We start from the raw sequence: 11,423 nt of genomic DNA, 5'->3' as shown, positions 1-11,423 counted from the left end.
GACAACTCCTCCGGGAAGAAAGGAACCCAGCCGACAGCGGGCACCCACCATGAGCACTTAGGTAAGCCTAAGCTATGTTCACGTCGCGGAAGTCCACGACGGACGGACGAAGACCGACACGCGGATGAAGAACAGCCCCGTGCCGATCAATCAGTCGACGCAGCAGTCGACGCAGCAGATGAAGACGGAGAAGCCGGAGACCATGACCGCCACCCTCGGCCGCGAGCGCCGCCCCCTGAGCGAACTCAAGTCCGCGATACGCGCGCAGGTGACCGGGAGGGCGGCGGAGCTGACCGGCCTGAGCCGGCGCATCCACGCCCACCCCGAGACCGCGTTCACCGAGCACCGGGCGGCCGAGTGGTGCGCCGGGGCGCTGCGCGAGGCCGGGTTCGCGGTCGAGGCGCCCGCCTACGGGCTCGACACCGCGTTCGCCGCCAGCGTCGGCTCCGGGCCGCTGACCGTGGCCATCGCCTGCGAGTACGACGCGCTGCCCGGCCTGGGCCACGCCTGCGGCCACAACCTGATCGCGGCGGCGGGCGTGGGCGCGGCGCTGGGCCTGGCGCCCTTCGCCGATGAACTGGGCCTGACCGTACGGGTGCTGGGCACGCCCGCCGAGGAGCGCGGGGCGGGCAAGGCGCTGATGCTGGAGGCCGGGGCGTTCGACGGGGTGGACGCGGCGATGATGGTGCACCCGTGCCCGTTCGAGATGGCGGACTTCCGCTCGTTCGCGCTCGGCACGCTGAACGTCACGTACACCGGGCGCAGCGCACATCCCAGCCTCAACCCGCACGAGGGCCGCAACGCCGCCGACGCGCTCACGGTCGCCCAGGTCGCCCTGGGGCTGCTGCGCCAGCAGCTCCCGCCCGAGTGGCGCGTGCACGGCATCACCACCGGGGCCGGGACCGCGCCCAACGCGATACCGGCGCGGGCGACGGCGGAGTACGAGATCCGGGCGCTGGCCGCCGAGGACCTGCGGGAGCTCCGCGAGCGCGTCGAGGCGTGCTTCCGTGCCGGGGCGCTCGCGACCGGCTGCGAGGTCCTCCTGGAGCGCCCCGAGCCCGACTACCTGGACTTCCGCGGAGACCCCGAGCTGATCGCGCTGTGGACCGCCAACTCCCGCGCCCTGGGACGCGCCGAGCCGGTGGAGCGCCCGCCGTTCGCCTGCACCGACATGGGCAACGTCTCGCACGCCGTACCGTCCATCCACCCGGTGCTCGACATCAGCGGCGGCTCGTGCGGACCGCACGAGGAGGAGTTCGCCGAGGCGGCGGTCTCCCCGGCGGCCGAACAGGCGCTCCTGGACGGCGCGGTGGCGATGGCGTGGACGGCGGCGGACTTCGCCGACGCCAAGTCGGGAGTGGCCGACGCGAAGTCGGGGCTGGCCGACACCACGTCAGGCATGCCTGGCGTCGAGTCCGGCGCGACGGGCGGGGCCTGAGCACCGGGCCCCTCGGACGCGCCGCGGCGGCCGGACCCGGAGGTGTCCGGGACCGGCCGCCAGCGGTCTTCGCCGCTCTTCGCCACGCTCGCGCTCACGCTCACGCGGCGAGCGCGAGCGCTCGGGCAAGGCGCGCTTACTTGGTGAGCGCCTTGGAGAAGTCGTTCATGACGGCGTCGGCCGCGAGCGGGCCGCCCCGGGTGGACCACACGGAGCCGTCGACCGTGACGACGTGGTTGTTCTTGACCGCGCCCAGCTCCTTGTAGGCGGGCTTGGCCTGGACGTCCTTGAGGGCCTTCTCGCCGTCGGAGGTGAGGGTGGAGAGGAACAGCCACTGGCCGTCGATCTCGTTGATCTTCTCCAGGCTCAGCGACGGGGTGTGCGCGTTGCCGTCCTTGTCCTGCGTCTTGGGCCGCTTCAGGCCCATCTCGAGCGCGACGCCGCTGGCGAACTGCTTCTTCTCCATCCAGCTGGGACCGTCCGGGTTCCAGCGGACGATGGAGACCTCGGCGCCCTTGTTGGCGCCGAGCTTCTCGCCGGCGGCCTTGGCGGCGGCCTCGTGCTCGGTGATGACGCGGTTGGCGTCGCCGAGCTTGTTCACGGCGTTGCCGATGCCCCGGAAGGAGAGCTTCCAGTCGTCGGTGGGCGCCATGGTGACCAGCGTCGCCGGGGTGATCTCGCGCAGCTGCTTGAGGACCTGCTCGTCCTGCATGTCGCCGGCCAGGATCAGGTCGGGCTTGGCCTTGACGACCTTGTCCATGACGGGCTGCAGCAGGTTGCCGACCACGTCGATGTCCTTGACCTTGTCGGCCAGGTAGGCCGGGGGCTTGTCCAGGCCCTGCCCGTTGGTGATGCCGACCGGCTTGAGGCCGAGGGCCAGGACGGCGTCCAGGTCCTCCTGGGTCAGCGTCACGATGCGCTGCGGGTTGGCCGGGACCTGGACGGCCTTGCCCGTGGCGTCCTTGACGGTACGGGTGGTGCCGGTGTCCTTGCCGGGCGCGGCGGACTCCTGGTCGCCGCTCTTGCCGGAGCCGGAGTCGTTGCCGCACCCCGTCAGCAGGAGCGCTGCCGCGCCGAGGGCGGCGACGGCCCGCGCGACGCGGCGCGGGGCGAGGGCGGACGAGCGGAAAGTGGTCATCAAATGCTCCGGACTCAACGGGACATGGGGCGGGACGGCGTACGGACCCGCCGAAGAGGTTAAGGTAAGGCTTACCTTACAACCAAGAGGCGGGTGCGCCGTCTCACTTCGGAAGGCCGGTCCCGTGGAACTCCGCGTCCAGCAGCTCACCGCCGGGTACCCCGGCCGAACCGCCGTCCACGGAGTCGACCTCACCGTCCCCTCGGGCCAGGTGGCCGCCATCGTCGGACCCAACGGCTGCGGCAAGTCCACGCTGCTGCGCTGCGTCGCGCGCCTGCACGAGCCCACCGAGGGCCGGGTCCTGGCGGGCGACGCCGACGTGTGGCGGCTGCGCCAGCGCGAGACGGCCCACCGCATCGCCCTGCTCCCCCAGGCCCCGCAGGCCCCCGAGGCGGTCACCGTGGCGGGCCTGGTGCGCTACGGCCGCCATCCGCACCAGGGCCTGTTCCGCCAGTGGTCGCGCGACGACGAACGGGCCGTGGAGCAGGCCCTGGAGGCCACCGGCACCACCGCCCTCGCCCAGCGCCGCCTCGACGAGCTCTCCGGCGGCCAGCGCCAGCGCTGCTGGCTCGCTATGGCACTGGCCCAGGAGACGCCGATCGTGCTGCTCGACGAGCCGACCAGCGCCCTGGACATCGGCCACGCCGTCGAAGTCCTGGACCTGGTGCGGGACATAGCCGCCGAGGGCCGCACCATCGTGATGGTCGTCCACGACCTGGCCGCCGCCGCGCGCTACGCCGACACCGTCGTGGCGATGCGCGACGGCCGGGTGGTCGCCGCGGGTCCGCCGCGCTCGGTCATCGACGCCGCGCTGGTGAAGGAGCTGTACGGGATCGACGCGGACATCCTCAGCGCGCCCTCGGACGGCGCCCCGGTGGTCGTCCCGACCGCGACGCCGCACCACTGACAGCCCCGCCAACCAGCCCGCCACCTCACCCCTCACCCCTCACCCCTCACCTCCCCCTCCTCAACTCATCATCCGGAAGGCCAGGTTGGCGGTCGCGGTCCGTACGTGCTCGTTGACGTGGTCCCGTTCGTCCAGGGCCAGGGCCCAGTGGAACGTGCCGGCCGCGAACACCATCGCGCCGTTCGGGTACTCGGTGAGCGCGGTGTGCTGCACGTTGCGGCGGCCGCCGCCCGGGGCCGTCTTCGTGTAGGGGGAGGCCGCGAGCAGGGTCCGCCGGGCGCCCGGCGGACTGGGTGCGGACGCGGTGAACCGGTCCGCCTCCACCCCCACCAGGTCCGGCAGCCGGGCGCCCTCGGCGAGCCCCGTGCCCGCCCACACCCAGTGCCCGCTCTCCCGCACCACCAGGGGCGCGGGCCGCAGCACTATGCCTGCGAACTGGACGCCGAGCAGCGCCTGTTCGGCCTGGCCCTGGTCCTGCGCGAGGTCGCGCCAGCGCGCGGTGGCCTCGACGGCCAGGCCCTCGGGGTCGGGCTCGTTCTTGTAGCAGACCACGGTCCGGTCGGGGCGCCCGGCCGCCGACGCCTCCGTACGGATCCGGAAGTAGACGTTGTTGGCGCCGAAGAAGGCCAGGTGGGTGCCCCGGGCGATCGCACGGTGCGCCTGCTCGCGCATGGGCGTCGACCAGTACTCGTCGTGCCCGGGGAAGAACACCGCGCGGTACGCCCGCAGGTCCACGGTCCCGTCGTGCACGTCCACGCTGCTCGCGTACGTCACGTCCAGCCCCTGGCGCTCCGCCCACCGCGCGAAGGCGGTGTCCATCTCGAACCAGCGGGGCGTGCCCGCGCCGCTGTAGGGCCGGTCGAAGGAGACCTTGAAGGCCCGCTTGTCGGTACGGACCTCGTCGCGCTCGCCGTACCCGCGGTACAGGTTCTTGCCGCGGGTGCCGTCCTTGGGCCACATGTTGTACGCCTGGTAGGTGGTGAACGGGACCACGACCAGGGCCCTGGCGGCGCGCCCCGGCTCCCGGACGACGAACGGCGTGCTGCTGCGGTGGCCGTCCCTCGCCGTGAACACCGCCTGGTAGATCCCCGACACCCAGTCCGGGGGCACGGTCAGCCGCCAGGAGACGGGCCAGTCGCAGGAGATCAGACCACTGTCCCCGTCGGCCTCCGGAACCGCCCGGCGGTGTCCCTGGAGCGACGGGCTGGCGGTCATCAGCCGGGCGCCGCGCCCCGCGTAGTCCCCGAGCCGGAACACCTCCACCACGAACGTCTGCGAAGTGTGCACGCTGACGTGGAAGTCGAGGGTGCCGCCGTGCCCGACGGAGGTCGCGGAGACGTACCCGGCGATCTGCCCGGTACGGTCGCCGGTGACCCGGTCGGAGTCCTCGCGCAGCCACCCCGCGTGCCCGGCCCGCGCATTCTCGGCGACCACGGCGGGCGGCCCGGGCGGCACGACGGCGGCCCGCACGACCTCGGGACCCGCCCCGGGCGCCACAGTCGGGAGCGGCGGGAACCCCACCGCGCCCCTGGGCACGTCCGGCGCACCTCCCCCGCCCGCCCGGATCCTCGCCAAGACGGCCCCCACCGCCCCCAGCCCCAACAGACCGAGCGCAGCCCGACGCGGCGTCCCCGGCATCGCCTTCCTCCTGCTCCGAGCTCCCCCGGCGCCCGTGGTCCCGGGCGCGGCGCACCCGTGACACCGGGCACTGGAGCGTGCCTACCACCGAACAGCCCGACTCGTGGGCTCATTGGCACATACGCTCATCACAATTCAAACCCACGACTCGCCGCACCCCCGCCGCACCCCCGTCACTCCCCCGGCTGGACGGGCCCCGGCTACACGGGCCGCCTGGCGCGGAGTTCGTCCAGCGCTTCCCGCGCCCTCCCGGCCGCCGGATGATCGGCCCCTCGCGTCCTCTCCTGTACGGAGACGACGCCCTCCAGATCGGACAACGCCTCGGCCCACCGTCCGCACGCGGCGGCGTACTCGGCGCGCCGCTGCCGGGCCGCCAGGACGTCCGGGTGCTCCTCGCCCGAGGTCCGCGCGAGGTCCGGGAGGCAGGCGTCGAGGGCGTCGAGCGCGGCCGCGGGGTCACCGGTGCGCGCGAGGAAGTCGGCGATGCGGCAACGGGTCTCCAGGGTGTTCACGTGATCCGGGCCCAGGTGGGCCTCCTCGGCCTCGTACACCTCCCGGGCCTGCCTCAGCGCCTCCGCCGGGTCGCCGAGGTCCGCTACGAGCTCGGCGATGCGACGGCGCGTGTCCAAGGTGTTCAACGCGGTGGGACCGAGGAGCCGCTCCCGGTCGGCGAGCAGGCCGCGGAACTGCGCGAGCGCACCCGTGCGGTCGCCCCGGCGGCGCGCGCAGGAGGCGAGGTTGTGGCGGATCACGTGCGACCACTCCTCGTCCGCGTCCGGCAGCGCCCGTTGCTCGGCCAGCAGCGCGCCGAAGGCGGTCTCCGCCTCCGCGTAGCGACCGTCGCGCATCGTGTAGAAGGCGATCTGGTGACGCACCGAAACACCGCGCCCGCCCGGCTCCGCCGCCTGGTCACCCAGTTCCCGGGTGAGCAGGGCGATCGCCTCTCCGTAGCGCTCCTTGTCCGCGAGCGCCGAGGCCCGGGAGAAGACGTTCGTGACGAGCCCGGAGTCGACAGCCCGGTGAAACGTCCGCCTATGGTGCGCGTACGACCGGTCGGTGATCACGGCCCGCTGCTCCTCGCTCGCGTGAGCCAGCGCCGCGGCCCAGGTCTCCGCCGGTACCGGAGGGAGCCCGGGCTGGTCCACCAGGTAGTCGAAGGCCAGGTACTCCGGCTCCTCGTCGTCACCGCCCAGGGGAACGATCAGGCTGCTCGCCCCGTGCACGGGCTGGAGCGCCCACGCCCACGCCTCCTCCAGCGGCTCCGGCCGGAGCGCGTGTCCGCCGCGCTCCGTCAGGTAGTGCCGGTGGAGCGCTTCCAGGAGGTGGCGCCCCACCGGCTCGTCCAAGCCGATCCGACGGCAGTCCACGGCCGCCGCGACCAGCGCGGCGGCCCGAGGGTGTGTTCCCGGCTCCCACGCCGCACGCCAGTCGCGCAGCAGCTCCGGCCCCGCGGTCAGCACCTCGGCCAGTCCGAACGCACCGACGCGTCCCAGCGCCTGGGCGATCCGCGCGTCGTCGGTGAACGCCTCGGCGGCGGCCAGTTCACCGGGGGTCCAGACGCGGTCGAGGGGGATCGTACGGGCGTTGGCCAGCACGCGCCGGACCGCCCGGGACGCGGCTCCCTCGTCGGAGTCCGGATCGGTCGTCGCACGCGGCCCGAGCCGCCCGAGCTCCCGTGCGCGGATCGTGCCGAGCACCACGGTCCCCTCACGGGCCGTGAGCTCGTCGAGCAGGGCGGGCGAGAGCCCGCCGGGCCCCAGGAACCGCTCCAGGTCGTCCAGCCAGACGACGACCGGCTCCCGGTGCTCCCGGAGGTGCTCCACGAGCGGGGACAAGGCCGCACGGTCGACCGGGGCGGCCAACAGGTGCGCCGGCAGCACCGCGCGCATCGCCTCGAAGGCCGCGCGCGACTTGCCCGCCGTCGACTCCCCCACGATCAGGACGAACCGTTCGCGGACGAGCGCGTCACGCACGTCGCCGTCGAGAGCACGCGGTACGTACGGCGGCAGTCCTCCCGCCGGACCGGGTGACGTCCCCCGCGCGGCCCCGGCCTCCGCGACACGCGCCGGGTGCACCCCCAGGCGCACGGCGTCCCGCACGTCGGCGACCCTGGGCAGCGCCCCCGCGCCCCCACTCAGTGCGCTGGCCGCCGACACCCGCTCGCGGCGCGCCCCCACTCCGTCCAGCCAGGTCTGCGCGCGCCCGCCGACGAGCACCGCGCACGCGCTGACCGCCCCGCCGATGGGCACGGCCCACACGGCGGGCAGCCGCACTCCGGCGAGCAGGCCGCTTCCCACTCCCAGCGCTCCACACAGGGCGAGCAGCAGCCACGCGCCTGCGTGCTTCCACGCTCCTCGTGCCACCCGACCCCCGCCGCCGTCCGACCACTCCGACGGCCAACGGTCCCACGGCCACAGCCTCCGCCGACAGGTCCGGGCGCCCGGCCCTGGGAGCGGGACGCCCCGGGCCGGGCGCCGCTCAGTCCCGCTCCACCGGCAGCCAGAGTTCCGCGTCCGCCTCCGTGCCGTCCGCCGTCGGGACCGTGAGCAGGATCTCCGGGCCCGGCCTCGTGCGGTACGGGTTCGCCGGGAACCACTCCCCGTACACGTCCCGCCAGAGGTACTGGATCGTCTCCGGCACCGGCCCCGACGCCGTGAACACCGCCCACGTCCCGGCCGGGACCTCCAGCACCGCCGTGCCCTCCGGCGCCGGCGCCGAGGTCACCACCGCCAGGTAGTAGTCCAGCTCGCTGCCCTCCGTCCGGTTCGGGTCCAGGTCGTCGCAGACCGACAGGATCCCCTTGGGCTCCCCGTCCGCCAGTCCCGCCAGCTCCTCCTTCGCCTCCTGGCCGATGCCCCGGGCGAAGTCGATGATCGCCTGGTTCGGCCCCTCGTACACCAGGGGCACCCTCCCCTTGAAACCGACCAGGGTGAACGCCTCCCTGTCCACGACGCGGTACCGCATGCTGCTGCTCCCTTCGATGGTGAGGCGGAAGGCCAGCTTCGGCTGCGAGACCAGCGCGGCGCCCTCGCGCCGCGCCTCCCCCGGCCCGACCCCGTGCACCGCACGGAACGCCCGGGCGAACGCCTCGCCCGACCCGTACCCGTACCGCACCGCGATGTCGAGCAACGGCTCCTCCCCCGCCAGCACGTCCGCCCCGGCCACCGTCAGCCGGCGCCGCCGCACGTACTCCGACAGCGGCATCCCGGCCAGCGCCGAGAACATCCGCCGCAGGTGGTACTCCGACGTCGTCGCGATGCGCGCCATCTCCGCCACGTCGACCGTCCCGTCCAGCCGCCGCTCGACGTACTCCAGGGTCTCGTTGAGCCGATCGAGCACTCGCCGTCACCTTCCTCTTTTCCGTGGTCACCACGCTAGGCAGCCCTCACCCTGCCGGACCCGACATCCCGTGCCCGCTCCTGTCGGGTCACCGTACGTCCGTGTCGTCCGACGTCACCGGCCTGTGCACCTGCCGCGACGTCGTCATCACCCACGGCCCGTACCCGCCCAGCATCAGTACGCGCCCGGTGTACCCGCCCCTCCCCCGCAGGTCCTCGATCCGCAGGTAGCGCCGGTCCACCAGCAGGAAGTCGCCCACGCGCACGTGGTCCGGATGGCACAACAGCGGCTGTGTGCCGGGCGGTGGCGTCGGCCAGGCATCCGGCGACCCGGGCTGCCACGGGCGATCGGGGTGAAGGGGCATGCGCTCTCTCCTGTGACGGTGAACTGCCTTTTCCGCACACCAGGTTGAATGCGTAGCCGTACGCTCACCAGGGGTAATAAATTCGCGTCGGGAACCTGGGAGAACGGAACCGAGCCATGGCCAGACCCCCCAAGGAGCTCACTCCGGACAAGAGCGTCGAGGACCTCCTCGGCGCCAAGGTCCGCAAGCTCCGCATCGCCCACGGCTGGGAGGTCACCGAACTCGCCGCGAAGGTGTTCGTCTCCCCCGGCCGCATCAGCTCCATCGAGACCGCGAACGATCCTCCGGGAAAGGAACTCACCAAAAACCTCGACGAGGTACTGGACGCGCGCGGCGCGCTGCTCGAGTTGTGGCCGCTGATCCGGATCGAGGCGTTCAAGGACTATGCGAAGAGGTTCTTGAGGGATCAGGCGGAGGCGACCGCCATTCGGGAGTTCTCGGTGGGCATTCCGGGGCTGTTGCAGATCCCGGAGTACTCGCGGGCGTTGATGGGACTCGGCTTCAAGGACGACCCCGCCGACCTGGAGGACTCCGTGGTACGACGAACGGAGAGGCAGGACGTGTTCGAGCGCGACCGCGTCCCCTGGCTCTGGGTCGTCATCTCGGAGGCCGCTCTCCACCAAGTGCACGGCAGTCGCGAAATCATGGCCCGCCAGATCGACCACCTGTTGGAGATGGGCGCACGTTCCTGCGTCAACATCCAGGTGCTTCCCGGGGACAAGCCCGCCGTACCCGGCTCGATCAGTCTGCTGACCCGCGCGGACGGGACGCACACCGCTTACGCCGAAGGCTGGAGCACGGGCACGTACTACCAGGAGCCCGTCGATGTGGATAGGTTCCAGAGGATCTACGATCGCATCCAGGCGGGCGCGTTGGACATCGACGCGTCGGCGCAGGCCATGAGGGACGCACGAAGGAAGCATCAGCCATGACACGTCAGTCCGCTTGGCACATAAGCACCTACAGCGGCGACAACGACAACTGCGTGCAGGTCAAGCTCCACGACCCCACCCTCCCCGGCACCGTCCGCGCCCGCGACAGCAAGGACACCGCCCTCCCCGAGGTGCGGGTCGCGGCGGTGGTCTGGGGCGTGTTCGTCGCGTACGTCGGTGGCGCCGGGGCCTGACGGTCAGGCCAGCGGAGCCGTACGGGTCCACGGGTTCGACGACTCCAACTGGGCTACCAGGTCCAGGAGTTGGTGCTCCGATCCTGGACGGCCGACGAGCTGGACCGAGCCGGGGGCGCCCGACGGGAGGGTGCCGAAGGGGACCGCGAGGGCGGGGCGCCCGGACAGGTTCCAGGGCGGGGTCATCGGTGAACAGAACGTGTTGACGAGGACGTTGGACCACCAGCCGCGCTCGTGCCAGGCCGCCGCGCGCGGGCCCCTGCGCGCGAGGGCCGGGGTGACCAGCACGTCGTACTCCTCGAAGAACGGCGCGAGGCGCTCGTTCAACTGCGCGCGGTGGTCGGGGCGGAGCAGGCCCAGGCGCCCGGCGGCGCGGCCGACCGCGGCGTGGCGGCGGGTGCGCGGGGCGAGCAGGCGCGGGTCGAGACCCTTGGCGTCCTCGGCGGTGCCGCCGGTCCAGCGGGCGAGGATCGTGGTGGAGAAGGAGAGCGGGTACGGCGGGTTGGCGACCTTCACCCGGTGTCCGGCCTCGCCGAGCGCGCGGGCGGCCTGACGGGCGAACGTCACGTACGGCCTGCTCACCGGCACCCCGGCGATCGGGCTGCGCGCCGAGAACGCGATCCGCAGCGGTCCCTCGGTACGGGCCGGGGCCTCCGGCTCGCCCGCGAGGACCCGGAACATCAGGCGGGCGTCGGCGGTGGTGGTGGCCAGGGGGCCGTTCTCGGACATGCCGAACCACGCGCCGCCGAGGTCGGCAGGGACGCGGCCGGTGCCGGGCTTGAGGCCGATGAGGCCGCAGTGGGCGGCGGGGATGCGCAGGGAGCCCATGCCGTCGTTGCCGAGGGCGATCGGGACCAGTCCGGCGGCGACCGCGGCGGCGCTGCCGCCGGAGGAGCCGCCTGCGGTGCGGGTGGGGTCCCAGGGGTTGCGGGCGATGCCGTGCACGCCGTCGGTGGTGCCGAATACGCAGAGTTCGGGCACGTGGGTGAGGCCGACGACGACGGCGCCCGCGGCGCGCAGGCGGGCGACCATGACGTGGTCCTCGGTGGCGGGCGCGTCCGGGGTGGCGGCGGAGCCGATGCGCAGGGACTCGCCGCGCACCGGGACGTTGTCCTTGATCGCGACCGGCACGCCCGCGAGGGGCAGTTCGGCGAGGTCGGGCCGGTCCGCGACCTCGTCGGCCTCGGCGAGGGCGGCGGCGTCGCGGACGACGCGGAACGCGCCGACGCGGCCGTTCAGCGCGCCGATCCTGGCCAGGTGGTCGGCGACGACCTCGCGGGGCGAGACCTCCTTGCGGCGGACCGCCTCGGCTATCTCGACGGCGGAACGGCCTGTCCACGTGGTCACGGTGGCTCCTCATCGCTGGTGGTCGTGGGCGGCGGGTGAGGAGGCCACTGTGTACACGACGAGGGGTGCGTGTCGAGAGTCGGTTGATCTTGAGGGCGACAACGAGCCGTTCCGGCGGCGCGGATT

At 73.2% G+C, this 11,423-nt stretch carries 10 protein-coding genes; 4 read left to right on the top strand and 6 right to left on the bottom strand.

Annotated features, from left to right (window positions below; all coding sequences use genetic code 11):
• The first annotated feature begins 202 nt into the window (after positions 1-202).
• Positions 203-1,438: a M20 family metallopeptidase gene (locus tag ABT160_RS15900; protein WP_351647932.1), complete on the top strand. Its 1,236-nt coding sequence runs from the start codon at positions 203-205 to the stop codon at positions 1,436-1,438.
• 136 nt (positions 1,439-1,574) lie between these two features.
• Here ABT160_RS15900 and ABT160_RS15895 read toward each other — a convergent pair whose 3' ends face one another.
• The gene (locus ABT160_RS15895) at positions 1,575-2,576 is read right to left on the bottom strand and encodes an ABC transporter substrate-binding protein (RefSeq protein ID WP_351647845.1); all 1,002 of its coding nucleotides are present in this window, start codon (positions 2,574-2,576) and stop codon (positions 1,575-1,577) included.
• 124 nt (positions 2,577-2,700) lie between these two features.
• On the opposite strand from ABT160_RS15895, the gene ABT160_RS15890 reads away from it, so the two are divergent.
• On the top strand, positions 2,701-3,483 hold the full coding sequence (locus ABT160_RS15890) for an ABC transporter ATP-binding protein (protein ID WP_351647843.1): 783 nt from the start codon (positions 2,701-2,703) through the stop codon (positions 3,481-3,483).
• Positions 3,484-3,543: 60 nt separating this feature from the next.
• On the opposite strand, the gene ABT160_RS15885 is transcribed toward ABT160_RS15890, so the two are convergent.
• From ABT160_RS15885 to ABT160_RS15870, 4 genes are all read right to left on the bottom strand, one after another.
• A complete protein-coding gene (locus ABT160_RS15885; protein WP_351647841.1) occupies positions 3,544-5,019 on the bottom strand; it encodes a N,N-dimethylformamidase beta subunit family domain-containing protein in 1,476 nt (491 codons plus the stop codon).
• Positions 5,020-5,321: 302 nt separating this feature from the next.
• Entirely contained in the window at positions 5,322-7,484 is a 2,163-nt protein-coding gene (locus tag ABT160_RS15880; RefSeq protein WP_351647838.1) for a tetratricopeptide repeat protein, read from the bottom strand.
• 115 nt (positions 7,485-7,599) lie between these two features.
• A complete protein-coding gene (locus ABT160_RS15875; protein ID WP_351647836.1) occupies positions 7,600-8,460 on the bottom strand; it encodes an AraC family transcriptional regulator in 861 nt (286 codons plus the stop codon).
• An 88-nt stretch (positions 8,461-8,548) separates the two neighbouring features.
• Positions 8,549-8,824, bottom strand: a complete 276-nt coding sequence (locus ABT160_RS15870; RefSeq protein WP_351647834.1) for a hypothetical protein — start codon at positions 8,822-8,824, stop codon at positions 8,549-8,551.
• 116 nt (positions 8,825-8,940) lie between these two features.
• Between ABT160_RS15870 and ABT160_RS15865 the strand changes: the two genes are divergently transcribed.
• On the top strand, positions 8,941-9,756 hold the full coding sequence (locus ABT160_RS15865; protein WP_351647832.1) for a helix-turn-helix domain-containing protein: 816 nt from the start codon (positions 8,941-8,943) through the stop codon (positions 9,754-9,756).
• Complete coding sequence (locus tag ABT160_RS15860; protein WP_351647831.1) at positions 9,753-9,950, top strand: DUF397 domain-containing protein; 198 nt, start codon at positions 9,753-9,755, stop codon at positions 9,948-9,950. Before ABT160_RS15865 ends, ABT160_RS15860 begins: the two co-directional genes overlap by 4 nt.
• Before the next feature lie 3 nt (positions 9,951-9,953).
• Here the strand turns inward: ABT160_RS15860 and ABT160_RS15855 are convergent, their stop codons facing one another.
• The gene (locus tag ABT160_RS15855; RefSeq protein ID WP_351647829.1) at positions 9,954-11,297 is read right to left on the bottom strand and encodes an amidase; all 1,344 of its coding nucleotides are present in this window, start codon (positions 11,295-11,297) and stop codon (positions 9,954-9,956) included.
• Positions 11,298-11,423: the final 126 nt, after the last annotated feature.

It is taken from the genome of Streptomyces sp. NPDC001941, from assembly GCF_040296945.1.
Classification (GTDB): Bacteria; Actinomycetota; Actinomycetes; order Streptomycetales; family Streptomycetaceae; genus Streptomyces.
Note: the sequence above shows the minus strand (reverse complement) of the source record. Positions and strands in the feature narration are given on the sequence as shown.

What these genes read in the sequence shown, in the direction of transcription:
- ABT160_RS15865 (WP_351647832.1), top strand. Translation starts at nt 8,941, where the DNA reads ATGGCCAGACCCCCCAAGGAGCTCACTCCGGACAAGAGCGTCGAGGAC.
- ABT160_RS15870 (WP_351647834.1), bottom strand. Translation starts at nt 8,824, where the DNA reads ATGCCCCTTCACCCCGATCGCCCGTGGCAGCCCGGGTCGCCGGATGCC.
- ABT160_RS15895 (WP_351647845.1), bottom strand. Translation starts at nt 2,576, where the DNA reads ATGACCACTTTCCGCTCGTCCGCCCTCGCCCCGCGCCGCGTCGCGCGG.
- ABT160_RS15900 (WP_351647932.1), top strand. Translation starts at nt 203, where the DNA reads ATGACCGCCACCCTCGGCCGCGAGCGCCGCCCCCTGAGCGAACTCAAG.
- ABT160_RS15860 (WP_351647831.1), top strand. Translation starts at nt 9,753, where the DNA reads ATGACACGTCAGTCCGCTTGGCACATAAGCACCTACAGCGGCGACAAC.